This window comes from Gordonia sp. 11cp (assembly GCF_057767225.1).
In genome coordinates this window covers 162,148-187,799 of the sequence record NZ_JBYLSD010000002.1, presented here as the reverse complement: position 1 = coordinate 187,799, position 25,652 = coordinate 162,148, and the positions used below count along the sequence as shown (strand labels likewise).

The following is a 25,652-nucleotide window of genomic DNA, read 5'->3' as shown; positions in this document are numbered from 1 at the left end:
GAGGCTTTCCGAGCTGTCCGAGCGCGGCCCGTCCGTCCGGACTGGGCCGGATGCCCCGGCACAGGGGTCACGGTGTGCCGGGGCGGTCGACGCCGTCATCCGCTGGTGGGGTGCAGGACTTCGCGTAGGCGGGTGCCGATCCACAGCGGCACGGGTGGGGTGACGGCGTTGCCGTAGCCGTCGATCTGGTCGCGGCCTTTGCCCCACACGGTGAAGGTGCCTTTGTGGTCGCCGAAGTCGGGGTCGAATCCGCAGCCGCGGCCGACCTCGTGCGGGGTCATCATGCGGAAGAAGCACTCATCGAGCGGGATCTCGGCGAGGGCGTCGCGCCAGTGGGAGGCCAGCAGGGCGGTGGTGTCGCGGCTGGTCAGGGTGCCCAGTGGGTCGGTGAGCGGGTGCGCGGCGGTCTCGGTGCCGGTGCTGCCGTTCTGTTTGAACCAGCCTGCGAGTAGGGCGGGGTCGCCGGTCGCGGTGAGCAGGCCCGGGGTCTGTTCGGCGGTGACTGTCGGCATGGCCTGGGCGTGGCTGGTCGGGGTGGTGTGCTTGCGGAAGGGCACCACACCCGAGGACACGACGCTCAGCGTTTCCGAGCCGCCCTGGGTGGGCAGGGCCTCGTCGAGGCCGCGTGGTGCGCCCTGGAAGTTGTTGATGGCCATGGCGACCGGGGGAGTGAGCAGGCCGGTCGTGTTGGTGGCGGGCTGGGTCCACAACGGTTGACCCAGGGTCCGGGTCCGGCACTGCGATCCGGGGCGCTCGAAGGTGTTTCCGGCCGCGACCATGATGGCGCCAGTACTGAGCAGCGCGGTCTCTTGCTGCGAGGTCTGGGTGGCCATCGGTTGCAGCGGATGACGTTCCACGCCGCGCTGGGCCTTGGCCGGCATCAGCACAGTGGGGAACTCGGCGAACTTCTGGCGGCACCGCTCCGCGCGGGCCATGGTCGCCGGGGCCAGCGGTTTGGTCCGCTCGCCGATGCGGGTGCCCAGGTGGCTGAGGTCCAGGGCCGTCAACGACGGTGTGGTGGTGGGGGAGACCTCACCGAAGCAGCGCGGGCAGCGGTAGTTGTACTGCTTGCCGTAGCGCACCGATCCGCTGGCGGGCACGCCGGTCTTCCACGCCCACATCGCCTCGACGGCCTCATCGCAGGGGCCGCACCACGCCTGGGGGCGATGGTCGAGGTCGGGGGCGGGCAGTGCGCGGTCCCAGAACACGATGTAGAGCCGGTCCCGGCTCTGGGGGACGCCGAAGAACATCGAGTTGAGGTAGAGCACCTTGTGCTCGTAGCCGAGCTTGGTGATCTCGCGCAGCCACCACCGATACGTCGAGCCATCGCCGACCTTGCGTCGGCCGGGGACCGCTGGTCCCCAGGACTGCAACTCGGTGGTGCATTCGACCAGGATCAGCAGCGGGTGGTGCTGATCGGCGTAGTGCAGCACGCAGTTGGCCGTGGCGCGGTCCCGCTCGGACCGGGTGGCGCGTTCCTCGAACTCGGGGTCGTCGAGGTCGAACAACGTCAGACCCTGTTCGTAGGCACGTTGGGTGTTGGCCTGGGAGTGGTTGGTGCAGGTCACCCCCGCGACCAGCAGGTCGGCCGCCGGGAGTTCACGCACCGAGTGGTAGGTGTCGGAGTCGGTGTTGATCAGATCGGCGATCCAGTGCTCGACGTGCGGGTGGTTGGCCTCGTGTACCTCGACCTTGTAGCGGTTGTGGTTGGCCCCGACGATGGTGTCGAATCCGGCGGCCTCGATGCCCTGGGTGAATCCGCCGAATCCCGAGAACAAGTCCAGCGCGGTCGGGTTGTCGTGGCGGAATCGTCTGCGGCGCAGCGCCGGACGGTGTTCCGCTGTCTTCGAGATGATGTGCCCCATGATCGTCGCTTCCTCGCTCATTCCATCCTTAGTGGTTGCCTATAGACTACCATTAGCGGTAGCCTATAAGCAACCATCAAGGCACGGAGCAAGAAGGAGCAGCACATGGCAACGACCACCGAAAACAACTGCGCGGCAACACCGATGAGTAGTCATGCGCGAGCGATCGCCGCAAGCATCGAGCAGTGGCGCCAAGCCTGCGACCTCGCAGGCAGTGTCGACGCTGAACATGACGCGGCCGCGGCCCTCGTCGGGCTGGTCGAGCAAGCGATGCCCGAGCTGGCGCGCACCGAGGTTGTCGAGCGGTCGTATCTGGTCCGCCGGGTGCAGCGCTACGTCGGCCCGCTGCCCGAGCAGTGGGCAGCGATGGACGATTCCGAGCGCGACCAGTACGTCTGCGACCACTGGCTGGCCATCGAGGAGTTCGACGAGCACATCGACGACGACCAGCTGACCCTGACGATCGTGAAACCCGCGCAGTGAGCAGCTGTCCCGCGCCGACCGGGCGCACCGCCGTCGCACTGCCGTATGCGGCGACCTCGCCGGTAGGCTCAGCCACGCCGAGTGCGTCCGCCGACCTGGCGGGCGACGGGGGAGGAGGAGCCGTCATGGCCGTCGACATCGACGAACCCGCGTTGCTACGCGCTCTCGGAGAAGCGATCACGACCCGCCGCGAGGAACTGGGCCTCAGTCAGCGGGCCCTGGGTCTCGAGGCCGGCGTCGAGCGCAACATGCTGCGCGGAGTGGAAGACGGATCGCGCCGCGCGACGATCATCACCTTGGCACGTATCGCCAAAGCTCTGAAAATGCCGGTCTCGCAGCTACTACACCAGATCGGGCACTGACCTTCCCTGCATGGGGTGACACGCGGCCTCGGAGCCAGGACGGAGGGGAGAGGGGCTGCACAGTAGGGGGTCTCACCGCCCTCCCCTCCGATCCTGTGAGAAACGGCCTTCGGCTGAGTGTGGCAACTCAGAAGAACGCGTCGCCACATTAGCAAACCGGATCTTTGCTGTAGTCGACAACTGGGCAAGCATGTTCGCGGCGCGCGAGCCAGCTGCGGTCAGACGCAGTCACAAGTAGCCAAAGCTGTTGGCGTGCAACGAACAACATCACCATCGGCGCGCTCTAAGAGCCACCAATGTGATCCGGTTCGCTGTTGCGAATGTACATCAGCCGGGGCGTTCGGCCCCGTGATTCCCGTTCACTTTCGTCACTGGTGACGGAAGATATTGCTACACAACGCAATTCGCCGACAATTTACCTTATGACGTCGTAGCTGGTGATCCGCTGTGCTGCCGCTCCGCCATCAGAGGTAGCGCGGGGGATCGACTCTTGGGTCGTCGTCGACGGTATCGATGCTCGAGTCGGTAAGGATGTCGGCGATTGCGGCGGCACTGGCACCGATGGTGGCGAAGTGCGGGTCGACGACGCACCATGCACGATCGGCCGGCCATGTCACCTAGGGCAGGCTCGAATCCTGGCGGCAACGCCAATCGCTGCGGCCGTGTGGTGTATCGATCCTCGATTGTCGCCGAGCTTCGCCAGCTGGCGCGCCATGCCTAGATGAGCGGTGACGTGCCGTCGGCGGTTGGTCGTGCAGAGGCCATGTGCTTCGGCGAAGAAAGTGTGCGCTGAGTGGGGTGTTGGCGCCCGCCGGACGTCTCGCATGGCCTTTCGGTACCGGCGCTGCTCATCATCGACGTGCTCAAAACCTGTGACCACCGAAACACTCCCTTGTCGGCGAGGTTCACTATGACCCCTGTCCACATCAACTCTAAATACTATCTCCATTAGTAGGCAGCGTTCTATGGGTTGCGATGCCGAGTTCCTGGGGCATGCAGGCGGATGTTCTGGTCATACTTGGGTGCTGTGCCGTGTGGCGAGGGAAGAAGGATTGATGGAGAAACGGTCCCAGCGAGTTGAACACCGTCGGCGCCTGGGTAGGCGCTGATGAGCATGGCGGTGGTGCTGGTGGCTGCAGCGGCTCTGCTGGGTTGGTGGTGGCCGCGGTGGATGGTGCGTATCCAGCCACGCATCGACGCTCGGTGGGTGTTGGTGGCGTGGCCGGCCGCCCAGGCGATGTTCACGGCGTTATGGGTCGCTGCGGTGTCGGTGCTGGTGGTGCCGAACCACTTCGGCGTGCATAAGTTGTCAGCGGTGGCCTCCTGCCTGCGTGTGTTGTCTCACGGCGCGCCGGCCCAGGTGGAGACCGTGGCTGGGGTAGCGGTGCTGGCCAGCACGGTGGCGGCGGTCGTTTGGGTGGTGGCCCTGGTGGCACGTGCTGCGGTCGCAATGCGCCGGGCACGCGATCACTATCTGCAATCGTTACGTCTGGTTGGCCAACGTTGTGATCGGTTTCCTGATGTGTGGTGGCTCAGAGATCAGCGGCCGATGGCATTCTGTTTGCCGGGCCGCAACGCGGGGATCGCTGCGACGACGGGCTTGCAGGACGTCCTGACCGGCGCTGAACTGAATGCTGTGATGGCTCACGAACGCGCACACCGACGCCAGCGGCATCACGCGATCGTGTTGCTCGCTGGGGTTCTGGGCCGAGCGTTGCCGTTCATTCCGCTGTTCGCTCGCGGTGCTGATGAGGTGGCGACACTCGTCGAGCAGGCCGCTGATGCACGGGCGGCCGAACAGGTCGGCACCCGGACTGTGTGCTCGGCGTTGGGAACGCTGGCCCGATCGGCCGGGTCGTCGGATTCTCCGGCGGGGGCGTTGTCGATCAGTGACTTTGCGAGTGTGGCGCCGCGTTTGCACCGGCTATATGACGGTCGGCGATGTGTGTCACGTGGTCACCACGCAAAGGCCGCTGCCACGGTTGCAGGGGTTGTTGTCCTACCTACCGTCATCACCGCCACCGGCGCCGTGTCGGCGCTGGTGGCGGTAGCTTGCCTGCTGTGATGGTGATAGCGAGCGTGTCATCTGCTCGAGGCCGTCGGGCGGGTGCGGCTGGGCCACTTACAGGCCGGCTAGCAGTCGCTGCATCTCGGCGATCTCTGATTCCTGGTCGGAGATGATCTTTCGCGCCAGTGCGATGGCTTCGGGGTTCTTCCCGTCCTGGATCTCGGTCTTGGCCATGGCGACGGCGCCGCGGTGGTGCTCGATCATCTGCGTGAGGTAGAGGCGAGCCGCCGCGGTCCCCTGGGCCTCGCGCAGCTGTTGGAGCTGCTGTTCGGTCATCATCCCGGGCATGTCGTGACCGCCCATTGATGGCGACATCGATTCCCCGGCACTCATCTGACCCATGTCGTGGCCCTGCGAGCTCGAGCTCATTGAAGCCCCCCACGTGGTCACCCAGGACTTCATCTGGTCGATCTCGGGCTGCTGGGCGGCTTTAATCTTCTGGGCCAGTCGGACGACCTCGGGACTGATGTCGCTCTTATCGAGCAGGATGTTGCTCATCGTGATCGCTTGTGCGTGATGGGAAATCATCTCCTGGGCGAAGGTCATGTCGGCCGCGTTGTGTTCACCCATGTCGGCCGCAGACGATGGTGCCGCTATCGAGGTGGTGGTGACCATTTCCGTCATCGAGGAGTGGTCTTGCCCCTCGGTGTCGGAACAGCCTGCCAACACCAGCAGGCCCGCCGCTGATGCCCCGATCATGATCCGCGCGCGCTTTGTCGACATCAGTCCTCCTTGTTTCAGACGCCACACAAAGGTGGCGCTTCGATAACAATTCTACTAGCCACGATAGTAGTTCGGTGCGGTTCGGGCCCTCGCCTCTTCCCTACTGACCTGCGAGAAGCATGTCTCGCGACGAAAATCACGGCTGAAGTCGTGGAAACCTGTGTGACTGGTGGGACTAGTGGTGTGAGTGGTGTGATGCTGGGCGTCGCTCTCTCGGCGTGGACTTTCGGCATCGATCCGCCCGAGTGGTGGTCGACGTCGACGTCAGAAGGGTTCGACGGTATGCACATGGTGGCTTCGTTCGCGGGAGCTGTGAACAGGCGGTGGATGCTCATGGTGGTCGCGGTGGCGACGGCAGTGGGTGTGGCGTGGGCGCCGGTGCTGCCCGCGGCGGCCGCACCCGATGACCATGTCGCCCGGGAGTTGGTGGTTCTCGTGCAGGACACGGTCAAGGCGGCGCTGGGCGGTGCGGCGGCAGCAAGCTTGGGTGAGCCGATCAAGCATGCGTCGGCGTGTTTACGCGGTCATGCGCAGTCCGGGAGCAGCGACGGCGGCAGTGTGGCCGCGTTGGAGTGTTTCGGCGCGTTTTCCTCGACGGTCGATCCGCTCAGTGGCTTTCGCATCATCGATGCGTTGCCGCTGGCTCGTCTGGTGGCAACGTTGGTGGCAGCGTTGGTGCCGCACGATCCCAGCGTCCCGCATGGGCCGCAACCACAACCGGGGGCTCCGGGTGCTGCGGTGCCGGGGAGCGGTGGCGCGGTGGCGCCTACTGCCGGCTCGATCACCTCGACGTTCGGGGATGGGCGCGGCCATCAGGGCATCGACATCGGCAACGATCTGGGTGCTCCGATTGTCGCGGTGGCTGATGGGGAGATCATCACCGCAGGCCCAGCGCAAGGCTTCGGCTTGTGGATGCGGATCCGCCACGATGACGGAACGATCACCACCTACGGCCACAACGATGAGAATCTGCTCGAGCAGGGCACTCGGGTCCGGATGGGCCAGATCGTGGCCACGGTGGGCAACCGCGGTGTGTCGACCGGCCCGCACCTGCATTTCGAGGTTCTCGATCCCGCCGGTGTGAATGTCGATCCCGCACAGTGGCTGGCCGAGCGTGGGGTGGTGCTGGCCGTTGATGCCGAGGCCGAACGCCCGGCCCCGGGCGGGCCGGTGGTGCCGCAGTGGGTGCGACAGCCACGGACGTGAGCGGATGCGTCCGCACCGAGGGTCGGGCGTGATCGGTTGTGCGGGTGGGGATCAGGAACGGACGAGTCGGGCGATGGCGGCGGAGGCTTCGGCGATCTTGTCCTCGGCGGTGGCGCCGCCGGCCTGGGCGGCGTCGAGGACGCAGTGTTTGAGGTGGTCGTCGAGCAGGCCGAGCGCGACACCTTCGAGCGCCTTGGTCAGCGCCGATATCTGGGTGAGGATGTCGATGCAGTATTGCTCTTCATCGACCATGCGGTGGATTCCGCGGGCTTGGCCCTCGATGCGTTTGAGTCGCGCGAGGTAGCGGCTTTTGTCACTGATGTAGCCGTGCGCGGTGTGTGCGCACTCGTTCTCCGGTGCGGACGATGTCGTCATCGGACAATCATCTCCTTTTCAAGGGTCTGTTTCCTTACCCGGTGCTGGCTGTGGTGCGGGTGTCGTGCAGCGCGTGGGTGGTGCTGGTCTGCGGGCGTAGGTCCAGGCGGCGCAGGAGTTGGGCGTTGAGAGCCACGACCACCGTGGACGCCGACATCAGGATGGCACCGACCGACATGGGCAGCACGAATCCGATCGGGGCGAGGATCCCGGCAGCCAGAGGCACCGAGATCAGGTTGTATCCCGCTGCCCACCAAAGGTTTTGCTTCATCTTGCGGTAGCTGGCCTTGGACAGTTCGATCACCGAGAGCACCGAACGCGGGTCATCGCTGGCGAGGATGACTCCGGCCGAGGCGATCGCGACGTCGGTGCCCGCGCCGATGGCGATGCCGACGTCGGCTTGAGCGAGTGCGGGGGCATCGTTGACGCCGTCGCCGACCATGGCGACTTTGCGGCCCTCGCGCTGCAACTCGGCGACCTTGTCGGCTTTGTCCTCAGGGCGCACCCCGGCGAAGACCCGGTCGATACCGAGGTCTGCGGCGACGCTGTGCGCGACCGCTTCGGCATCACCGGTGATCATCACTACCGCCACCCCCACATGGTGCAGGGCGTCGACGGCTTGGCGGGACTCCGCACGTACTTCGTCGGCGAGTTTGATCGCGCCGACGACCTCGTCGTCACGCACGACGTGCAAGATGATGGCCCCGTCGGCGCGCCACTGCTCGGCGATGGCGAGTTCGTGCCGGCGGTGCTCCTCGAGCATGCGCGGCCCGCCGACCCGCACGACCGTCCCTTCGACATGGGCGCTGACCCCGACCGCGGGTGAGGAGGTGAACTCGGTGGCCGAGGGGATCTGCTGGGCCCGGTCTCGGGCGGCGGCGACAATCGCCCGGGCCAGGGGGTGTTCGCTGTCCGCTTCGGCGGCGGCAGCGGCGGCCAGCACGTCGACGGCGTCGCTACCAGGGGCGGGCTCGACGGCGATCACAGTCGGTTCCCCCTTGGTGAGGGTTCCGGTCTTGTCGAACAGCACTGCGTCCACGGTGCGCATAGCTTCCAGGGCGAGGCGGTCTTTGATCAACACCCCCCCGCGGGCAGCGCGTTCGGTGGCGATGGCGACCACCAGCGGTATAGCCAGGCCGAGCGCGTGCGGGCAGGCGATGACCAGCACGGTGATCGTGCGGATGACCGCGTCATCGGGTTGACCGATCACCGTCCACACGATCGCGGTGATAACCGCAGCGGTCAGTGCGAACCAAAACAGCAGCGCGGCCGCGGAATCGGCGAGGCGTTGCGCACGTGACGACGAATTCTGGGCGTCGGTGACCAGCCGCTGGATACCGGCCAGCGCGGTGTTCTCACCGGTCGCGGTGACTTGCACGCGCAAACCGGAATCGGTGGCCACCGTTCCAGCGACGACCGGATCACCCCCGCCACGGCGGACGGTGCGCGATTCACCGGTCACCATTGATTCGTCGACCTCGGCGGTTCCGTCGATGACCAGGCCGTCGGCGGGAACGCTGGCACCAGGGCGCACGATCACCACATCCCCGACCTGCAACTGCGCCGGGGCCACAATGCTGATCTGTTCACCGTCGACGCGTTCGGCCTCATCAGGCAGCAGTGCCGCCAACGAGTCCAGCGCCGAGGTCGTCTGGGCCAGCGACCGCATCTCGATCCAATGCCCCAGCAGCATGATGACAATCAGCAGGGCCAGTTCCCACCAGAAGTCCAGTTCATGGTGCACAACCTCGAGACTGGCTCCCCACGAGGCGACGAAGGCCACCGTGATCGCCAGAGCGATCAGCAACATCATGCCCGGTGTGCGCGAGCGCACCTCGCTCACGGCCCCCGACAGGAACGGACGCCCGCCCCAGGCGAACATCACCGTGCCCAGTACCGGGGAAATCCATTGCACCACGACGGTATCGGGCAGCTGATAGCCGATGAGCATGGCAAACATCGGTGAGAACGCGACGACCGGCACCGCGAGGACGAGCATGATCCAGAACAACTGCCGGAACTGGCCCACATGGTCACCATGCCCGCCGTGCCCGTGACCGCCGTGACCACTGTGACTGTCGTGGCCGGCGTGGTCGCCGGAACCGTTATGGCGTTGTCCGGCAGAGGAATCGGGGTGGTGGTGTCCGGTGTGATCGAGCACCGCCTCGTGGTGCTCAACCTGGCCGTGGTGGTGCTGATCGGCGGCCGTGTGACCGGCGTGTTCAGCAGAGGTGTGCTCGTTCATGACGCCACCTTATACCCCTGGGGGGTATGTGTCGAGGGTGTGTGGAAGGGGCGGTTCTCGTCACCGGGTGTGGTGCGTGCGGTGAAGGCACGAAGCCGCAGGCTGTTGCTGACGACGAACACGCTGGAGAAAGCCATCGCGGCGCCGGCGAGCATGGGGTTGAGCAACCCGAGTGCGGCGAGGGGGATGGCGGCGACGTTGTAGGCGAAGGCCCAGAACAGGTTGGTCTTAATCGTCGCCAGCGTCTTGCGGGCCAGGGCGATCGCGTCCGCGGCGGCGTTGAGGTCGCCGCGGACCAGGGTGATGTCGGCGGCTTGCATGGCCACGTCGGTGCCGGTGCCCATGGCCAGGCCGAGGTCGGCCGAGGCCAGCGCTGCGGCGTCGTTGACCCCGTCGCCGACCATGGCCACGACTTTGCCGTCGTTCTGCAGTGCGGTGACGGCCTGGACTTTGTCGGCGGGTAGGACTTCGGCGATCACGGTGGAGATGCCGACCTCGCGTGCGACGTGTTCGGCGGCCTTCTGGTTGTCACCGGTGAGTAGGACCGGAGTCAACCCCATGGCCTTCAGTCGGGCGACGGCTGCGGCGCTGGTGGGTTTGATGGCGTCGGCGACGACCAGCACCGCACGGATCTGGCCGTCCCAGGCCACCATCACTGCGGTTTGTCCTGCAGCTTCGGCGGACTCGCGGGCAGCTGTCAGATCGGGATCGTCCAGCGACAGGCCCCAGTCGGTGAGCAGGCTGTCGCGTCCGACGAGGACTGCGTGGCCCTCGACGGTGCCCTGCACTCCCATACCTTCGATGTTGGTGAATTCCTCGACCTCGGCCAGGGCGCCGAGCTCGGCGCGTGCCGCGCCGGCGATGGCAGTGGCGATGGGATGCTCGGAGGCGTCTTCGAGCGCACCGGCGAGGGCGAGTACTTCGCGGTCGGAGGTGCTGGCATCGGTGTGCACGTGCAGCAACGTCATCTGACCGGTCGTGACGGTGCCGGTCTTGTCCAGGACCACGGTGTCGATCGTGCGGGTGGTCTCCAAGACTTCCGGCCCCTTGATGAGGATGCCGAGCTGGGCTCCCCGTCCGGTACCGACCAGCAGGGCGGTCGGAGTGGCCAATCCCAGCGCGCAGGGGCAGGCGATGATCAGCACGGCCACCGCAGCAGTGAACGCTGCCTCGATTGGATAACCCGCCCCGATCCAGGCGCCCAGGACCGCGACAGCGATGGCGATGACCACGGGCACGAAGATGCTCGAGATGCGGTCGGCCAGCCGCTGGGCGTGGGCCTTGCCGGACTGGGCGTGTTCAACCAGGGTGGCCATCTGGGCTAGCTGGGTATCGGCACCGATGCGGGTGGCGCGTATGCGCAGCCGCCCGCCGGCGTTGACCGTTGCCCCGGTGACGGTATCGCCCGGACCGACTTCGACCGGCAGCGATTCGCCGGTGAGCATGCTGGCGTCGATCGCCGAGGTGCCCGACACGATCTCACCGTCGGTGGCGATCTTCTCTCCCGGCCGCACGATGAACTCCTCGCCGACCGACAACTTGTTGATCGGGATCCGTTGTTCGTGGCCGTCTTTGATGACAGCGACGTCTTTGGCGCCGAGTTCCAGCAGCGCCCGCAGCGCTGCACCGGCCTGCCGTTTGGAGCGTTTCTCGAAGTAGCGGCCCGCGAGTACGAACATGGTGACCCCGGCGGCCACCTCGAGGTAGATGTTGCCCGCTCCGTCGGAGGGCGCCACGGTGAAACTGAAGCCATGGGTCATCCCGGGTGTGCCGGCGGTACCGAAGAACAGGGCGTACAACGACCACAGCAACGCCGCACCGGTACCCACCGAGATCAGGGTGTCCATGGTGGCGGTGCCGTGACGCAGGTTCACCCAGGCCGCGCGGTGAAACGGCCACGCCGCCCACACGATGACCGGGGCGGCCAGGGTCAACGAGGCCCACTGCCAATAGGTGAACTGCAGCGCCGGGATCATCGCCATCGCGATGACCGGTACCGACAACACCACCGCGCCGATCAGACGAGTGCGTAATGCCTGCAGCTCGAGGTCCCCGGCGGCCTCACCGGTCGCCGCCGCGCTCGCATCGTCACCGGTCTGCGCCGACGGCGGAAGCGTGGCCTGATAACCGGCGTTCTCGATCTCGGTAATCAGCAGCTGCGGATCCAGATCACCCGAGGTGGTGATACGCGCCTTCTCGGTGGCGTAATTGACTGTGGCAACGACACCGTCGAGCTTGTTGAGTTTGCGCTCGATACGCATCGCGCACGACGCGCACGTCATTCCGCTGACGGCGAGTTCGATGTCAGACCCGGTCGAGCGGGACGGGGAAGTGGTGGTCATGAGGACTCCAAGACGTGGGTTGAGCCGGCGGGTGGATGACGGGCGGTCAGTGCCCGGCGTGCTCAGGCGGGACCGACGCCGGAGACGACGAGGATGTCGCGCTTGCTCGACCACGCTCTGCAGCGGTGTCGACGACGAACGTCGCGGTGTGCACCTGACCGTCGACCTGGAAGTCGAGATAGAGCAGGTAGCGGCCCGGTGTCGGTGCGTTCGTCGCAAACCTCACCTGCGGCCCGGACAACTGCCCTGGCGTGGGTGCCGAGCCTTCGGGATGCACGTGCAGGTAGGCCAGGTCGCCATCGCGCAACGCCACCAGATGCCCGAAGGCACCCAGATACGGCTGCAAGGTGGTGACCGGCTGACCGTTGCGACTCACGGTCACAGTCAGCTCTGAGTCGGCGCCAGCGCGCAGCTCACCGGTCACCTCGACCTGGAACCCGGCCACCTCCGACCGCCGCGACTCACCGGCTGGAGGGCGGGGTTGATAGTCTCCACCCACCTCGAGAGTGCGTGTCAGCGTTAAGGTTTCACCGGTCGCTGCCGGAACGAAATCGGCATACACCCGGTAGGTGCCGGCCGTCTGCCACTGCCACGGAATCGACCACCGCCCAGCAGCATCCACCGTGGGGTGCACGTGGCGGAATGCGGAGCCGTCAGACCGGACCACGATCAAGTGCAGTTGTTTGTCGTGTTCCACCATGTAGTCGGTGACCGCCGAACCGGCGGAGTCGGTGATCGAAAACGTCAACACGCCCGCCTGGCCGGCCTGCGCGGGCGCTGCGAGTCCAGACAGCAGATAACCCCCCGACCCGACGGTGACCCCGCGCACACCCGGCGCCGCGGCGGCAGACGAAGCCGGTGCGCTCTGGTGTCCGGCGTGCGCCGGTGAGTCCGACCCAGCAGCGCCTGACCGGTCCGGGGCCACCGCGGCTGCCACAGTGTAGGCGGCCACGAAGACCACCGCCAGCGCACCAGCGAAAAGGCCCAGCCTAGAAGGCACGTTCATTGTCATGATCCTGTCTGTCAGGAGATCGCCCAGCGACGCTGCGCTGCCGAGGAGAGCCGGGCCACCACCGGGGCGGCCCGGCCCGCGACCTCACTCAGCGAGTTGATAACCGGCTTCTTGCACTGCGCTGCGGATAGCGTCACGCTCCAGCGGAGCGGAGCTGTCGATGGTGACCTGGCCGCTAGCCACGTCCACGGCGACATTGGTGACACCGTCGAGGGTGCTGATCTGTTCGCGTACCGACGAGGCGCAATGTCCGCAGGTCATCCCGGTGACAGTGACGGTAGACGTACTCATAGTGATGCTGCCCTTCCCTTCTGGCGATACCCCGGGCGGCCATACCCCGACCCACCCACGGCAGTGACGACTGAGCCACTCCCACCTTGGTACCATACCCCCCTAGGGTAATCAACGTTCGACGCTGATCCGACACCGATCTCGAAGGCGGACCAGCGTCACGGCGCACCCGGGGGAGCGGAAAGACCGGGGATGAGGAGTGGGCGCCCGAACCGATCCTGCGAAAGATTGGATAGGGCCCGCGCGGACGCGGCCCCGCGGCGAACCGAGGCGGTGGCAAGCAAGCCGAGAATCAGCCACGACTACCCGTTCTACAGTCCGTGCGCCGTAATTACTATGCGCAGTAGTAGCATGTAGGTGGTGGGTGATATGAAGCCGTCGACGGAGGCGACCGCACCGTCAACTCCGCGCGGCGTAGCCGTACCCCGGTTGATGGCTGCACTGCTGGTCGGTGGGCTAATTGTGGCGCTGGTGATCTACGCCTGGATCTCCGGCGCCAGTCGCTACGTCGAAAGCGCAGATCCATATCCTGGGGCGGGCACAGCTGTCGCCGATGTGGTCGGCAACTTCGCTGGCTTTGCGTTGGCTGCGGTGATGCTTGGGGGACTGGTCTCGATGGTGCTCACGGCCGTCCCTGACTCGCAAGGCTTCATCGACGCTGCGGTCTATCCAGTGTTTCGCCGCGTCCGTCGCGCCGCGGGGTGCTCTGTGGTCGTTGCGCTCTTCATGGCTTTCACCGCGGCCGCAGACACCACCGGTGTGTCTGTGGGCACGATGGTCTCGAGCGGCAAAGTCGGTTACGCGTTCAGTGTGAGTTTGCCGGCGCTGGCGTGGCTGGTGGTGGTGGCTGCGGGTGTCGTGGTGCTGATCGGTTCGGTGTCGCTGCGGTGGTCGATGCAGGCGGCGCTGGTGGTTCCCGCGGCGATTTGTGTGCTCGCGCTGCCCGTGGTCGGCAATGCCGCGCAGGGTCCTGACCACGATTACACGACCGGCGCGGTCATTGTCTTCGCAGTGAGCTTGGCGTTGTCGGTGGGGCTGCGGTGGGCTGATCGGTTCCGGGTTCGTGGTCTGGGGTCGGCGACCATCGACGAGGCGGCCGACCGGCGTGTTGGTGGCGTTGTCCTGGGCGCCGATGTGATGGCACTGGCGGGCGCGGTGGCTGTGACGCTGCTGCTGCGGACTCCCGATGTGTGGTCGTCGGCGTTCGGTCGCGCTGCGGGGCTGTTGGTGGCTGTACTGACGGTGCTGGTGGTGGCCGACCTTGTGCGCCTGCGCCGGGGCGTGGTGACGCCGGCAACCGCTTCTGTCCTTGCCGCGTCGACCGCACTGGTGGCCGTGGCCTGCTGGGCGGTGATGGACACCAGGGTCGCACCCGGGTTGATTGCCCACCCATTCACGGGCTGGGATGTCTATCTGGGTTATTCCCTTCCTGGCCCGCCCGATGTCGGTTCACTGGTCTCGCTGTGGCGTGTTGATCTCGTGGTGGGTGTGGCGGCGGTGGTGGGTGTCGTGGGCTATCTCGTCGCCGTCCGGCGGGAGCGGGCAAGTGGACACCGGTGGCCGATCCGGCGAACGGTGTCGTGGGTCGCGGGGTGCGCTGTGGTGGTGGTGTCCACCAGCTCTGGGCTCAAGGCCTACGGCAACGCGTTGTTCAGCGTGCACATGGCCGAACACACGGGTTTGACCATGATCGCACCCATCCTGCTGGTGGGTGGTGCACCGATCACCTTGCTGTTGAGGGTGCTGCCGACGACCGGAACCACCGGTGGCGCGGCGTGCCGGCGGGCGCTGCTGATCGTGCTCAGCTCGCGGGGCCTGCAGCTGCTGCTCAATCCGATTGCCGCGTTCGCGTTGTTCGTGGGCTCGTCGTATCTGGTGTACTTCACACCGGTGTTCGACGTGCTCGTCCGCTACCACTGGGGGCACGTCGTGATGAGCGTGCTGTTCCTGGCCACCGGCTACCTGTTCTTCTGGGTGACTGTGGGGATCGATCCTGGACCCAAACAGTTACCGTTTTTGGCGCGGCTTGGTCTGCTGTTCGCCGTCATGCCTTTTCACGCCTTCTTTGGTATCGCGCTGATGACCTCCACCACGGTGATCGGCGAGTCTTTCTACAGCCAGTTGCAGCTGCCGTGGAATCCCGATCTGGCTCGCACGCAATGGGTGGGCGGTGTGGTGGCTGCGGTCATCAGCGAGATTCCGATGGTGCTGGTTTGCCTGGTGCTGTTGGCGCAGTGGGTGCGAGCCGAACGCCGACCCGATCGGTCCGAATCCGCCGACATCGATGCCGGCACCTCCCACACCGTCGCTGCGATGGTCTCGCAGTTGGCCCAACCCCAGCCGCTGTCGCCCTCAGCGGTCTATACGCGCGAAGTTCTGCAAACGCAGGCTGTTGGAGACGACGAAAAACGATGACAAAGCCATTGCGGCCCCGGCGATCAGAGGATTGAGCAATCCAGCGGCAGCCAGCGGCAGCGCGGCGAGGTTGTAGCCGAACGCCCATGCCAGATTGGTGCGCATCGTGCGTCGCGTGGCCGAGGCGAGTTGCAGCGCCAGAGCGACGGTGGTGAGGTCATCGCGCACTAACACGATGTCGGCGGCGCCGATAGCAACATCGGTACCGCGTCCGATCGCAATGCCCAGATCAGCCGACGCGAGTGCGGGCCCGTCGTTGATGCCGTCGCCGACCATCGCCACACCGGCGCCACTACTGCGCAGATTGTCGATGATGGCCACCTTCTCGGCCGGGAGCACCCCGGCGATCACGTCGTCGATGCCGATCTGCTCCCCGGTGCGCTGCGCTGCGCCGGCGTTGTCACCGGTGACCAGGAACGTGCGAATTTCCATGCGGTGCAACTCATCGACCGCCTGGCGGGCAGAGGGTTTGATGCCATCGCGAATGTCGATCAGGCCCCGGACTGCATCATCGGCTGCGACATAGACCGCGGTGCCCCCAGAGCGCTCGATGTCAGCGCGCCGCGCGTCGATCACGGCGGGCACCGCGGCGCTACGGGCGATCCATGCCGGGGAACCCACCTGCACCGTCACTCCGTCGATCACCCCTCGCACGCCGCTACCCACGTCGGTGACCACCGCGTCGACCGGTGCGGCAAGCGACTGCGGACCGGCTGCGGCAGCGATAGCGGTGGCGATGGGGTGGCTGGTGTGCTGCTCGAGTGTCGCCGCCCAGCCCAGGATCAGCTCGGCACTGTCGTCGTCGACGGTGTACACGCCGGTGACGTGTGGCTGCCCGTTGGTGAGGGTGCCGGTCTTGTCGAAGACCACCACGTCGATCGTCCCGGACAGTTCCAACGCGGCGTGTCCTTTGAGGAAGATGCCCAGTTGGGCGCCTCGCCCGGTAGCGATCACCAGCGCCATGGGCATGGCCAGGCCCAGCGCGCACGGACAGGCGATGACCAGCACGGCCACCGCGGCACTCACGGCGTGCTCCCATGACGCCCCGGTGAGCGACCAGCCCACGACAGTGGCTGCGGCTAGGGCGATGACACACGGAACGAAGATCGCGGCGATACGGTCGGCGACGCGTTGAGCGCGAGCCTTGGCTGTCTGCGCGCTGTCGACGAGCGCGATCATCTCGGCCAGGCGGGTGTCCTCACCGACTGCGGTGACTTCGACGCGTAGTCGCCCGTCGAGGCACGTCGTGCCCCCGACGGCGGTGGAGCCTTGCTCGGCTGACACCTGAACCGGCGTCGTCTCACCGGTCATGGCGCTGAGGTCCACAGTGGCGGCGCCCTCGATCACCTGCCCATCTGATGGAATGGTCTCTCCCGGCAGCACGATGAGTCGTTGCCCCACTTTGAGTTCCGCGAGGGGTATGAGCATGGTCGTGTCCCCTGCGCACTCAACTCGGGCGTCGGTGGCACGCAGGGCGGCCAGCGCCGTCAGTGCTTGAACAGCTTGTGTCCGGGCACGCGCCTCGTAGTAGCGTCCTGCCAGCACGAAGACGGTGACACCGGCGGCAACTTCGAGGTAGATGGAGTCACTGGAGAAGATTGCCGACCACACCCCCTGGCCTGCGGTCGACGTCGTCTCGGCCGAGAACATTGAGTACACCGACAGCGCGGTCGCGGCCAGCACTCCCAGCGAGACGAGGGTGTCCATCGTGGCCACGCCGGTCCGCAACGTGCGCACCGCGGTGCGGTAGAAGGGCCACGCGCAGTAGGTCACGACCGGCGCGGCAAGCGCCACCAACACTGCTTGCCAGCCGGGGAAGCGAAGGTCGGGGACGACCGCAAGCACCACGGAGAGGTTGGCCAGGGGCACGAACAGGGCTAGCGCGACGATCAGCCGAGTGAACAGTGCCTTCGCAGTCGCTAAGTCTTCGTTGACGGCAGGGGCCTGCTCGGACAGTTCCGCAGCCGCATACCCTGCTGTGTGCACGGCGTCGATAGCATCGGCGACGTGTGCGTGGGTCTCGAGTTCCACGGTGGCTCGCCGAGTGGCGTAGTTGACCGAGGCGCGCACGCCGTCGAGTTTGTTGAGTTTGCGTTCCACCCGAGCTGCGCACGCACCGCAGGTCATTCCGCCCACATCGAGTTGGATGCGGCGTGTCGGGTGCGTGTGGTCAACGAGGTCGGTCACGGGTGGGCGCTTTCAGTAGGCGGTGAGGGCACGGCACCGCAGGAGATGCGAGAGCCCCCATGGGGCAGTGAGACAGCAGGGCTGAGGCAACCAGGCTTCGGCTACTAAGCAGGGTAGTTTGTTCTAGACTGGCAGCAAATACGAGGCGATCAGGCAGGCGACGGTGACTCAGTTGGGTTCGTTGGAACGCGCGGTGATGGACGTGCTGTGGGGCGCTTCGGCGGCGATGAGTGTGCACGACATCGTCGATGCGCTGGCCGACCGCGACTTGGCGTACACGACGGTGTTGACCGTGGTCACCAATCTGCACAAGAAGGGCTTCGCGGGTCGCGAGAAGATCAGCCGCGCCTATCGGTACTTCCCGTTGCAGTCGCGGGAGGAGGCGACGTCTCAGACACTGCGGCAGGTGCTCGATGCCAGCGGCGATTCGACGGCGGTGCTGATGCACTTCGCCCGGATGGTTACTCCCGAGGAGCGCGCGGTCCTCAGCGAGCACCTGTCCCGGACGCGGACGGATCGTCCGAGGAAGCGCTGAGAGTGTGAGCGTCGCATTGGCCCACCTGGTGGGCGCGGCCGTGCTGGGCGTGTTGGGTCCCTACGTTCTCGACCGACTGCCCCAGCGATGGTCACCGCGGGTACTGATCACCGCATGGGTCAGCAGTATCGCCACGGCGGTGGGATTGTTGTTTCTATCGGCGCTGTCGGCGTTGTGGCCGGACCCGCCGCCGGCCGAGCGCTTCGTTGACACCTTGGCTCGGTGCGCGGGAGCTGTCCTGCACGCGGTGCGCGACGATTTCAGCCAGGTGTACGGCATTGCCGTCGCCGTGGTCCTGATCGCCGTGGTCGCGCGCACCGCGATGTCGTGCGCTCGGCACACCCGCGACGTGCATCGCGTGCACCGTCTTCATCGCGACGTCGTCGCTGTGGTGGGCAGTACCGAACCCGACACCCCCGACGTGCTCTGGATCGATCACCCCCACCCCATGGCGTACTGCGTCGGCGGGCGCAGTGGCTTCGTAGTGGCAACAAGTGCGCTGCGCACAGACGTGCCCGCCGAGGCGCGGGCCGCAGTACTAGCGCACGAGTTCGCCCATCTGAGGTCCCGGCACGACCGCGTTCTGGCGGTCTGCGATGTGATGGCACGAGCTCTGCCCTTTGTGCCGCTGTTTCGCCGGGCGCCGGCGGCAGTCGCGACCTTGATCGAAGCAGATGCCGACATGTCGGCTGCTCGGGTCACCAGCACAGCTGCCGTGCGCAGCGCACTCGCGCACGTGACCAGTCAGGGCGTAGGCCCCGAGACCCCCATGCCCCGCTCGACGCGCTACCGATTGCTGATGCTCGAGAACGGCGCGATCGAGCCAACGAAGTCGACCTACGCTGCGGCGAGCGTGCTACCCCTCTTGGGTGCTGCGTTGTGTACGGCTGCGGCACTTCCGGTGTTGTCAGTTCTCGTACATGGACTCACCGCGTAAGTCCCCGTCACGCCATATTCGCTCGACAGGGGCTGCTACTGCTCGACACCCACGAGCGTCGCGTCTGTTTGCGCCACCGAGAGCAGCGGCCGCTGACCGGCGCTCGTCGCAGCGTGTCGATCGCAGCCCGCGCGTGCCTTCGCGACATACGCCCAAGCCGGTCGCGCGTTATCGCGGCACCCTGCGTGATCGGTACCTAGTGCACGATGGTGGCCTCAGTCAGGCCCGGTGATCTTGGAGGCCCTGGTGGCTGCGGGTCTCGCCGCCGCGCGGTGCGACGAGTTCTCCACCTGGGGATGGTGGTGAGTTTCTTCGCCTAGGGTCGCGCCGCACGGCCTCGTGCTGGCCTCATCGCTCGGGTCGCGACGGCGGCCGCACCGCGGGCCGCACACATTGCCGCGGTCGCCGCGATCAGCCACAGCAGCAGTGGAGTGCCCTGAGCGAGGACAGAGCCTGCGAGCAGGGTCAGCGCAAAGGTCATCACCGCGGTGTAGCCGACTGCGAGGATGGCGAACCACCGCGGAACGGTCAGCGGGCGGCGCGATCGCGGGACGGGGGCCTGGTCGAGTGCTGGGTAGGGGTAGTTGCTCACGGTCGGCTCTCCGGGTCGGGATCTGTAGATGCTTCGTGGTCTCCGGTGGTCAGCGGCGCACGGCGGACTTCTTCGGCCGCCTCGCTGGGTTCACCGTGCCGTGTGCCGACGTGGGCTTCGGCGCGCATCCGCTCCACCATGTGCGGGTAGTGCAGTTCGAACGCCGGACGTTCTGACCGGATGCGGGGCAGTTCGGTGAAGTTGTGGCGCGGCGGCGGGCAGCTGGTGGCCCACTCCAGCGAGTTGCCGAAGCCCCATGGATCGTCGACGGTCACGACCTCGCCGTAGCGGTAGCTGCGGAAGACGTTCCACAGGAACGGCAGTGTCGAGACGCCGAGGACGAACGCGCCGGCGGTGGAGATGATGTTGAGCGTGGTGAAGCCGTCTGAGGGCAGGTAGTCGGCGTACCGGCGGGGCATGCCTTCGGCTCCGAGCCAGTGCTGCACCAAGAAGGTGAGGTGAAAGCCAATGAACGTCAACCAGAAGTGGATCTTGCCCAAGCGTTCGTCGAGCAGTCGGCCGGTCATCTTCGGGAACCAGAAGTAGATGCCGGCGTAGGTGGCGAACACGATCGTGCCGAAGAGCACGTAGTGGAAGTGGGCCACCACGAAGTAGCTGTCGGAGAGTTGGAAGTCGATCGGCGGACTGGCCAACAGCACACCGGTGAGTCCGCCGAACAGGAAGGTGACCATGAAGCCGACCGAGAACAGCATCGGGGTTTCAAAGGTCATGTGGCCGCGCCACATTGTGCCGATCCAGTTGAAGAACTTCACGCCCGTGGGTACCGCGATCAGGAAGGTCATGAAGGAGAAGAACGGCAACAGCACGGCACCGGTGACGTACATGTGGTGTGCCCACACCGCGACCGACAGGGCGGCGATGGCGAGGGTGGCGTAGACCAGTCCTGAGTACCCGAACAACGGTTTACGGCTGAAGACCGGGAAGATCTCGGAGACGATGCCGAAGAACGGCAGCGCGATGATGTACACCTCGGGGTGACCGAAGAACCAGAACATGTGCTGCCAGAGAATGGCGCCGCCGTTGGCTGGATCGAACAGATGCGCGCCGAACTGGCGGTCGACTTCGGCGCCAAGCAATGCCGCGGTGAGCAGCGGGAACACCAGCAAGATCAGCACACTGGTGACCAGGATGTTCCACGTGAAGATGGGCATGCGGAACATCGTCATTCCCGGTGCGCGCAGACAGATGACCGTGGTGACCATGTTGACCGCGCCCAGGATGGTGCCCAGACCAGACACGGTCAGTCCGAGAAACCACATGTCGGAGCCGACGCCGGGTGAGTGGATGGCGTCGCTGAGCGGGGTGTAGGCGGTCCAGCCGAAGTCCGCGGCGCCACCCGGGGTGATGAAGCCGGCGATCGCGATGGTCGAACCGAAGACGAACAGCCAGAAACCCAGTGCGTTGAGTCGCGGGAAGGCGACGTCGGGAGCGCCGATCTGCAGGGGCAGTACGAAGTTGGCGAAGCCGATCACGATGGGGGTGGCATACATCAGCAGCATGATCGTGCCGTGCATGGTGAACAGCTGGTTGTACTGCTCGGTCGAGAGGAATTGCATGCCCGGCGTCGTAAGTTCTCCGCGCATCAGCAGCGCCATCAATCCGCCGATGAGGAAGAACCCGAAGCACGCGACGATGTACATCATGCCGATCAGCTTGTGATCGGTCGTGGTCAGCATCGTGTAGATGAATGACCCTTTGGCCTTTCGCCGCTCGGGATAGGGCCGCGTGGCGACCACCTCGGGCGGGCGCGGGGACACCGCGGTCATGAGGCCTCCATCTGACTCGGAAAATGGTGGCCCTGATCGAAGCAACACGCGCATCGTGCGTGCGACTTCCCGGGCCGTTACTACGGACTGTAGTCGATTAACTACTAGGTAGCATAGTTGGTACTGGAATCCCGAGTCTCGACCGGGAGGCGACAGAACCGCGGCGAAACGTCGCCTCCCTCATTGAGTTCGGCCCGACCGGTAAGTCGCGACCGTGCGCCGCAGCCACCCTTACCGCCAGAGGTCTGCGCTTCCGGTGCTCGGCGGTTCGTTGGGCGTGATAGTAGGTTCGGCGTCGCTGTCGGAGGGCAGACTGACGCCGCGTTCGGCGAGCCATCGCACCGGGTCGAGGGCGGCGCCGGATGCATCAGCAACCTCGAAGTGCAGGTGAGGCCCGGTCGAGTTGCCACGATTGCCCACCGTGGCAATGGGTTGACCGACCGTGACCGGTGCTGTCGCGTTGATGAGATTGTCGTCGTTGTGGCCGTAGGTCGTGATTGTTCCGTCGGCATGCCGGATGCGTACCCACAACCCGAAGCCTTCAGCTGGCCCCGAGTTGATCACTTCGCCGTCGGTGACCGCGAAAATCGGTGCCCCCAGGTCGTTGCCGATGTCCATACCCTGATGGCCGCGGCCGTCACCGAAGGTGGAGGTGACTCGGCCGTTCGTGGGAGCGACCACCGACCCCGGCGACGGCGACGAATAGACGGGTGGACCGGCTGGTGCCGGGTGCGCAGCCGCGGGATCATGGGGACGCATCTCGAAAGCCAGAAGCGCCAGCAACCGCCCGATCGGCAGCGCGTCGACAATCAGTTCGGCGGCTGCTCGTCCCGCACCGAGCACGGCGGCGAAGCATCCCACCGCAGTGATGGGATCCTCGGCTGGCACTGGCGGCTCGACTGGGCGCGCTCGGTCGGCCAGACATGTGCTGACTGTTCGGATCTCGTCGGCGAGGGTTCCCATCGCCGGGCCGCCCAGTGTTGCCGAGATCGTCTCGGCGACCAGTTGGGCGAACTGCTGAGTCACATGGGCGGTATCGGCGTCGGCTCGTGCTCGAGCGTCGACCGAGAAGCTCAGCAGAACCGCAGCAACGATTCCTGCGACCCCCAGTCTCAGACAAGGCCGTGGAGCGCCGCAGCGGCGGGTGAGGGACGACATAGGCATGCCAGCGAGACCTTCCGGAGACGGGCGCGACGCACTGACGTTCAGCACCACACGCCAGGTGCACATGAGGCCACGATCGGCAGCCCTCCGTTCGAACCATAGGCCCCACAGGTCACAGCAGTAACACGATCTGATTGAGTGCCCATCGCAATCGCGGGGCCTCTACTACTAGGTGATGTAGTTGCGGATGGGCAGTGACTGCCGAGTCGGGAAACACGCCCGAGTCCGAACGTATTAGCAGGTGGGCGTTCCTAACGCACTCGGTGAACGTCACACATGTACGCCGCAGAAAGTCGGCCACCGGTCGGGTGAGGGCCACAAAAACTATGCCTATGTTGACAAGTCGAATGGTGATCTACCACGCTGCGTAGTAGATCAACGTCGAGGAGTGCTGGTGCAGCAGGGGAGAAGGGTATCCGCGGTGCGGGCGGCGGTCCTGGCGCTGATATGCGTGGTGCCGTGGGTAGCGTCGGGTTGTGGTAGCGCTGGCGACGACGCCGTTGCGCAGGGGGGAACCTTTCAGTTCGTCTCGCCCGGCGGGCAGACGGTCATCACCTACGATCCGCCCGCGAGCCGTCAGAGGATCGCTACCGTCTCCGGCCCTGACGTGGTGACCGACCAGACCATCGGACTCGACGACTTCGCAGGCAAAGTCGTCGTCATCAACGTCTGGGGTTCGTGGTGCGGACCCTGCCGGGGAGAAGCCGACGACCTCGAGCATGTCTACGCCCAGAACAAGGCCTCGGGAGTCGAGTTCCTCGGTATCAATCTGCGCGACAACCGGCAGGCAGCGAAGGACTTCATTATCGACAGAAAAGTCGCCTTTCCCTCGATCTACGACTTTGCCGGTCTGACCCTGGCTGCGCTGACCACCCCAACGTCGGTGGTGCCGACCACCATCGTGCTCGACCGCGACCACCGTCCGGCCGCGGTGTTCCTCAAGGCCATCACCGCCGACGAACTCGGGTCAACAGTTCAGCGAGTTCTCGCCGAGCCTGTGGCACCACCCCAATGACCCCGCAGTCGGTCGAAGTGCAGGCCGCGGTCGGCGAGACGTTTGCCAACCTCGTCGCCAGCGGTCCGCTCCTACTGGCGCTGCTCGCGTGCGTGATCGCCGGACTGGTGTCGTTCGCCTCACCGTGCGTGGTCCCCCTCGTTCCGGGGTATCTGTCGTATCTGGCTGGCGTGGTCGGCGCCGAGGCGCCTGCGGTGTCGGTGGGGGAGCCGAACAAGCGGGGTCGTTCGCGCGTGGCGCTCGCCGCAGGCCTGTTCGTCCTCGGTTTCACCGTGGTCTTCGTGGCAGCGACCGCCACCGTACTCGGAGTCACCACCACTTTCGTGGTGAATCGTGAAGTCCTCCAGCGCATCGGCGGCGTGGTCACCATCATCATGGGTCTGGTGTTCATCGGGCTGGTGCCGGCACTGCAACAGGAACGACGGTTCGCCCCCCGCCGCGTCTCCAACATCGCCGGCGCTCCGCTGCTCGGCGGGGTCTTTGCACTCGGGTGGACCCCATGCCTAGGGCCCACGCTCGCGGCGGTCATTGCTACGGCCAGCGGCACCGAAGGTGCCACCGCAGCGAAGGGCGTCGCGCTGATCGTGGCGTACTGCGCGGGCCTTGGTATTCCTTTTGTCGTGCTTGCGTTTTCCTCGGCGTGGGCGTTGCGCAGCCTCGGCTGGTTGCGGACCCACGCCCGCATGATCCAGATCGTCGGCGGCGCCATGATGATCGCGGTAGGTATCGCCTTGATTACCGGCCTGTGGGATCAATTCATCGTGTGGGTCCGCGACGCGTTCATCACCGATACCCAACTACCCATCTGAGGCCTGTAGTGGCGGCGCCGTTTCGACGGACCCAATACCACCGGCATCACGCCGCCGACGTCGGGCCATCTCAGCACATCCCGATTCAGTCGTGACGTGATCCGCCGGTTCCGTTCCGCCCCGATCTGTCATATAGTCACATGCGCATGTATTGATATATGTGGACAGCGTAGCTATCTGGGTGTGGATGAGAGGGAGTACGACGCATGGGAGCCGGACACAATCACGGACCAACCGACCCCGCATCCAGCGACTCGTCGCTGCGTGTCCGGTTGGCGATCGCGTTTGCTCTGACGGGGATCATTGTCGTGGCCCAGCTTGTCGGGTCGGTGATCACGGGAAGTCTGGCGCTGCTGACCGACACCGCACACGCCGCGACAGATGCGATCGGTTTAGCGGTCGCGCTCGTCGCAGCAACCGTGATGCACCGCCCGGTCAGCAAAACCCGCACGTGGGGATTGCGGCGCATCGAGGTCATCGCCGCTCTGGGGCAGGCCTCGCTGCTGCTCGCTGTGGGCCTCTACGCTGCTGTCGAAGGCGTACGACGACTGTTCTCGCCACCCGAGGTGCCCTCGACCGAACTCCTGCTCTTCGGAGTCATCGGGCTCGTGGCGAACATCGTCGCCATGCTTGTGCTCGCCTCGGGACGCGGCGCCAACTTCAACATGCGAGCGGCGTTTCTGGAGGTCCTCAACGACGCACTGGGGTCGCTGGGTGTGATCGTCGCCGCAATCGTCATCGCTACCACCGGTTTCCAACAAGCTGACGCGCTGGCCGGGTTGTTCATCGCCGCGCTCATCGCACCCCGCGCCCTCAAACTCATGGCCGAGACGACGCGGGTGCTGATGGAATTCACCCCGAAAGGGATCGATCTCGACGACGTCAGGGCCCACATCCTCGAGATGGATCGTGTGCACGACGTGCACGACCTTCACGCATCGACGGTGGCCACGGGCCTACCGATCATCAGCGCTCACATTGTGGTCGATGACGACTGCTTCCAGGACGGCCACGCCCCCACCATCTTGGATGACATCCGGACCTGCGTGGCGACCCACTTCGCCATCTCCTTCGAGCATTCCACCTTCCAGCTCGAGACCAGCGCCCAGCGCCACCACGAGGAAGCGTTAGCCACCCATCACCCGTGAGGGATCACATCGGCGTCACACCACACCTGCGGTCTGCGCGAGTGCAGATCTCTGCTACACGAGTCTGCCGTCTCGGCCGGGCGCTGCCGCG

Annotated in this window: 23 protein-coding genes; 10 read left to right on the top strand and 13 right to left on the bottom strand. The window is 65.8% G+C overall.

Annotated features, from left to right (window positions below):
• Nucleotides 1-95: 95 nt before the first annotated feature.
• Complete coding sequence (locus AC3B6C_RS25705) at nucleotides 96-1,865, bottom strand: DNA cytosine methyltransferase (RefSeq protein WP_187346441.1); 1,770 nt, start codon at nucleotides 1,863-1,865, stop codon at nucleotides 96-98.
• A 105-nt stretch (nucleotides 1,866-1,970) separates the two neighbouring features.
• Here AC3B6C_RS25705 and AC3B6C_RS25700 point away from each other — a divergent pair, with 105 nt between their 5' ends.
• Both AC3B6C_RS25700 and AC3B6C_RS25695 read left to right on the top strand, forming a co-directional pair.
• Nucleotides 1,971-2,348, top strand: coding sequence for a hypothetical protein (locus AC3B6C_RS25700; protein WP_139319396.1), 378 nt, complete (start codon nucleotides 1,971-1,973; stop codon nucleotides 2,346-2,348).
• 125 nt (nucleotides 2,349-2,473) lie between these two features.
• On the top strand, nucleotides 2,474-2,710 hold the full coding sequence (locus AC3B6C_RS25695) for a helix-turn-helix domain-containing protein (protein ID WP_084813133.1): 237 nt from the start codon (nucleotides 2,474-2,476) through the stop codon (nucleotides 2,708-2,710).
• A 464-nt stretch (nucleotides 2,711-3,174) separates the two neighbouring features.
• On the opposite strand, the gene AC3B6C_RS25690 is transcribed toward AC3B6C_RS25695, so the two are convergent.
• On the bottom strand, nucleotides 3,175-3,327 hold the full coding sequence (locus AC3B6C_RS25690) for a hypothetical protein (protein ID WP_187346440.1): 153 nt from the start codon (nucleotides 3,325-3,327) through the stop codon (nucleotides 3,175-3,177).
• A gap of 491 nt (nucleotides 3,328-3,818) precedes the next feature.
• Here AC3B6C_RS25690 and AC3B6C_RS25685 point away from each other — a divergent pair, with 491 nt between their 5' ends.
• Nucleotides 3,819-4,775 carry a M56 family metallopeptidase gene (locus tag AC3B6C_RS25685; RefSeq protein WP_075862490.1) on the top strand — a complete coding sequence of 319 codons (957 nt, stop codon included), beginning with the start codon at nucleotides 3,819-3,821 and terminating at the stop codon, nucleotides 4,773-4,775.
• 57 nt (nucleotides 4,776-4,832) lie between these two features.
• Here the strand turns inward: AC3B6C_RS25685 and AC3B6C_RS25680 are convergent, their stop codons facing one another.
• Nucleotides 4,833-5,501 carry a DUF305 domain-containing protein gene (locus tag AC3B6C_RS25680; RefSeq protein WP_075862491.1) on the bottom strand — a complete coding sequence of 223 codons (669 nt, stop codon included), beginning with the start codon at nucleotides 5,499-5,501 and terminating at the stop codon, nucleotides 4,833-4,835.
• A 282-nt stretch (nucleotides 5,502-5,783) separates the two neighbouring features.
• Between AC3B6C_RS25680 and AC3B6C_RS25675 the strand changes: the two genes are divergently transcribed.
• A complete protein-coding gene (locus AC3B6C_RS25675) occupies nucleotides 5,784-6,707 on the top strand; it encodes a M23 family metallopeptidase (RefSeq protein WP_075862500.1) in 924 nt (307 codons plus the stop codon).
• A 51-nt stretch (nucleotides 6,708-6,758) separates the two neighbouring features.
• On the opposite strand, the gene AC3B6C_RS25670 is transcribed toward AC3B6C_RS25675, so the two are convergent.
• The 6 genes from AC3B6C_RS25670 to AC3B6C_RS25645 are packed head-to-tail and all read right to left on the bottom strand — an operon-like array spanning nucleotide 6,759 to nucleotide 12,972.
• Complete coding sequence (locus AC3B6C_RS25670; RefSeq protein ID WP_035755503.1) at nucleotides 6,759-7,082, bottom strand: metal-sensitive transcriptional regulator; 324 nt, start codon at nucleotides 7,080-7,082, stop codon at nucleotides 6,759-6,761.
• Nucleotides 7,083-7,116: 34 nt separating this feature from the next.
• Nucleotides 7,117-9,327, bottom strand: coding sequence for a heavy metal translocating P-type ATPase (locus AC3B6C_RS25665; protein WP_258325146.1), 2,211 nt, complete (start codon nucleotides 9,325-9,327; stop codon nucleotides 7,117-7,119).
• Nucleotides 9,324-11,669, bottom strand: a complete 2,346-nt coding sequence (locus AC3B6C_RS25660) for a heavy metal translocating P-type ATPase (RefSeq protein WP_258325145.1) — start codon at nucleotides 11,667-11,669, stop codon at nucleotides 9,324-9,326. The genes AC3B6C_RS25665 and AC3B6C_RS25660 overlap by 4 nt, the downstream gene beginning before the upstream one ends.
• A 46-nt stretch (nucleotides 11,670-11,715) precedes the next feature.
• Nucleotides 11,716-12,675, bottom strand: coding sequence for a hypothetical protein (locus AC3B6C_RS25655; RefSeq protein ID WP_488376494.1), 960 nt, complete (start codon nucleotides 12,673-12,675; stop codon nucleotides 11,716-11,718).
• 17 nt (nucleotides 12,676-12,692) lie between these two features.
• Nucleotides 12,693-12,818 (bottom strand): hypothetical protein, encoded by a 126-nt coding sequence (locus AC3B6C_RS25650; protein ID WP_414965396.1) that lies wholly within the window; start codon nucleotides 12,816-12,818, stop codon nucleotides 12,693-12,695.
• Complete coding sequence (locus AC3B6C_RS25645; protein ID WP_075863793.1) at nucleotides 12,766-12,972, bottom strand: heavy-metal-associated domain-containing protein; 207 nt, start codon at nucleotides 12,970-12,972, stop codon at nucleotides 12,766-12,768. The genes AC3B6C_RS25650 and AC3B6C_RS25645 overlap by 53 nt, the downstream gene beginning before the upstream one ends.
• Nucleotides 12,973-13,341: 369 nt before the next feature.
• Between AC3B6C_RS25645 and AC3B6C_RS25640 the strand changes: the two genes are divergently transcribed.
• Nucleotides 13,342-15,387, top strand: a complete 2,046-nt coding sequence (locus AC3B6C_RS25640; RefSeq protein WP_258325157.1) for a cytochrome c oxidase assembly protein — start codon at nucleotides 13,342-13,344, stop codon at nucleotides 15,385-15,387.
• Here AC3B6C_RS25640 and AC3B6C_RS25635 read toward each other — a convergent pair.
• Entirely contained in the window at nucleotides 15,325-17,523 is a 2,199-nt protein-coding gene (locus AC3B6C_RS25635; protein ID WP_488376589.1) for a heavy metal translocating P-type ATPase, read from the bottom strand. The genes AC3B6C_RS25640 and AC3B6C_RS25635 overlap by 63 nt on opposite strands.
• Before the next feature lie 214 nt (nucleotides 17,524-17,737).
• Here AC3B6C_RS25635 and AC3B6C_RS25630 point away from each other — a divergent pair, with 214 nt between their 5' ends.
• On the top strand, nucleotides 17,738-18,109 hold the full coding sequence (locus tag AC3B6C_RS25630; RefSeq protein WP_005199796.1) for a BlaI/MecI/CopY family transcriptional regulator: 372 nt from the start codon (nucleotides 17,738-17,740) through the stop codon (nucleotides 18,107-18,109).
• A 4-nt stretch (nucleotides 18,110-18,113) separates the two neighbouring features.
• Nucleotides 18,114-19,046, top strand: coding sequence for a M56 family metallopeptidase (locus tag AC3B6C_RS25625; protein ID WP_075863791.1), 933 nt, complete (start codon nucleotides 18,114-18,116; stop codon nucleotides 19,044-19,046).
• A 316-nt stretch (nucleotides 19,047-19,362) separates the two neighbouring features.
• Here AC3B6C_RS25625 and AC3B6C_RS25620 read toward each other — a convergent pair whose 3' ends face one another.
• From AC3B6C_RS25620 to AC3B6C_RS25610, 3 genes are all read right to left on the bottom strand, one after another.
• A complete protein-coding gene (locus AC3B6C_RS25620) occupies nucleotides 19,363-19,638 on the bottom strand; it encodes a hypothetical protein (protein ID WP_211540770.1) in 276 nt (91 codons plus the stop codon).
• A complete protein-coding gene (gene ctaD, locus AC3B6C_RS25615; protein WP_211540771.1) occupies nucleotides 19,635-21,425 on the bottom strand; it encodes an aa3-type cytochrome oxidase subunit I in 1,791 nt (596 codons plus the stop codon). The genes AC3B6C_RS25620 and ctaD overlap by 4 nt, the downstream gene beginning before the upstream one ends.
• A gap of 231 nt (nucleotides 21,426-21,656) precedes the next feature.
• On the bottom strand, nucleotides 21,657-22,451 hold the full coding sequence (locus AC3B6C_RS25610) for a M23 family metallopeptidase (RefSeq protein WP_258325144.1): 795 nt from the start codon (nucleotides 22,449-22,451) through the stop codon (nucleotides 21,657-21,659).
• Nucleotides 22,452-22,983: 532 nt separating this feature from the next.
• On the opposite strand from AC3B6C_RS25610, the gene AC3B6C_RS25605 reads away from it, so the two are divergent.
• The 3 genes from AC3B6C_RS25605 to AC3B6C_RS25595 all read left to right on the top strand — a co-directional run bounded on the left by AC3B6C_RS25605 (nucleotide 22,984) and on the right by AC3B6C_RS25595 (nucleotide 25,561).
• A complete protein-coding gene (locus tag AC3B6C_RS25605) occupies nucleotides 22,984-23,604 on the top strand; it encodes a TlpA family protein disulfide reductase (protein WP_084813247.1) in 621 nt (206 codons plus the stop codon).
• Nucleotides 23,601-24,413, top strand: a complete 813-nt coding sequence (locus tag AC3B6C_RS25600) for a cytochrome c biogenesis CcdA family protein (protein WP_211540772.1) — start codon at nucleotides 23,601-23,603, stop codon at nucleotides 24,411-24,413. Before AC3B6C_RS25605 ends, AC3B6C_RS25600 begins: the two co-directional genes overlap by 4 nt.
• A gap of 206 nt (nucleotides 24,414-24,619) precedes the next feature.
• Nucleotides 24,620-25,561 (top strand): cation diffusion facilitator family transporter, encoded by a 942-nt coding sequence (locus AC3B6C_RS25595; protein ID WP_127964025.1) that lies wholly within the window; start codon nucleotides 24,620-24,622, stop codon nucleotides 25,559-25,561.
• Nucleotides 25,562-25,652 lie beyond the last annotated feature (91 nt).

What these genes read in the sequence shown, in the direction of transcription:
- AC3B6C_RS25705 (WP_187346441.1), bottom strand. Translation starts at nt 1,865, where the DNA reads ATGGGGCACATCATCTCGAAGACAGCGGAACACCGTCCGGCGCTGCGC.
- AC3B6C_RS25700 (WP_139319396.1), top strand. Translation starts at nt 1,971, where the DNA reads ATGGCAACGACCACCGAAAACAACTGCGCGGCAACACCGATGAGTAGT.
- AC3B6C_RS25695 (WP_084813133.1), top strand. Translation starts at nt 2,474, where the DNA reads ATGGCCGTCGACATCGACGAACCCGCGTTGCTACGCGCTCTCGGAGAA.
- AC3B6C_RS25685 (WP_075862490.1), top strand. Translation starts at nt 3,819, where the DNA reads ATGAGCATGGCGGTGGTGCTGGTGGCTGCAGCGGCTCTGCTGGGTTGG.
- AC3B6C_RS25680 (WP_075862491.1), bottom strand. Translation starts at nt 5,501, where the DNA reads ATGTCGACAAAGCGCGCGCGGATCATGATCGGGGCATCAGCGGCGGGC.
- AC3B6C_RS25675 (WP_075862500.1), top strand. Translation starts at nt 5,784, where the DNA reads ATGCACATGGTGGCTTCGTTCGCGGGAGCTGTGAACAGGCGGTGGATG.
- AC3B6C_RS25670 (WP_035755503.1), bottom strand. Translation starts at nt 7,082, where the DNA reads ATGACGACATCGTCCGCACCGGAGAACGAGTGCGCACACACCGCGCAC.
- AC3B6C_RS25665 (WP_258325146.1), bottom strand. Translation starts at nt 9,327, where the DNA reads ATGAACGAGCACACCTCTGCTGAACACGCCGGTCACACGGCCGCCGAT.
- AC3B6C_RS25660 (WP_258325145.1), bottom strand. Translation starts at nt 11,669, where the DNA reads ATGACCACCACTTCCCCGTCCCGCTCGACCGGGTCTGACATCGAACTC.
- AC3B6C_RS25655 (WP_488376494.1), bottom strand. Translation starts at nt 12,675, where the DNA reads ATGAACGTGCCTTCTAGGCTGGGCCTTTTCGCTGGTGCGCTGGCGGTG.
- AC3B6C_RS25645 (WP_075863793.1), bottom strand. Translation starts at nt 12,972, where the DNA reads ATGAGTACGTCTACCGTCACTGTCACCGGGATGACCTGCGGACATTGC.
- AC3B6C_RS25640 (WP_258325157.1), top strand. Translation starts at nt 13,342, where the DNA reads ATGAAGCCGTCGACGGAGGCGACCGCACCGTCAACTCCGCGCGGCGTA.
- ctaD (WP_211540771.1), bottom strand. Translation starts at nt 21,425, where the DNA reads ATGACCGCGGTGTCCCCGCGCCCGCCCGAGGTGGTCGCCACGCGGCCC.
- AC3B6C_RS25600 (WP_211540772.1), top strand. Translation starts at nt 23,601, where the DNA reads ATGACCCCGCAGTCGGTCGAAGTGCAGGCCGCGGTCGGCGAGACGTTT.
- AC3B6C_RS25595 (WP_127964025.1), top strand. Translation starts at nt 24,620, where the DNA reads ATGGGAGCCGGACACAATCACGGACCAACCGACCCCGCATCCAGCGAC.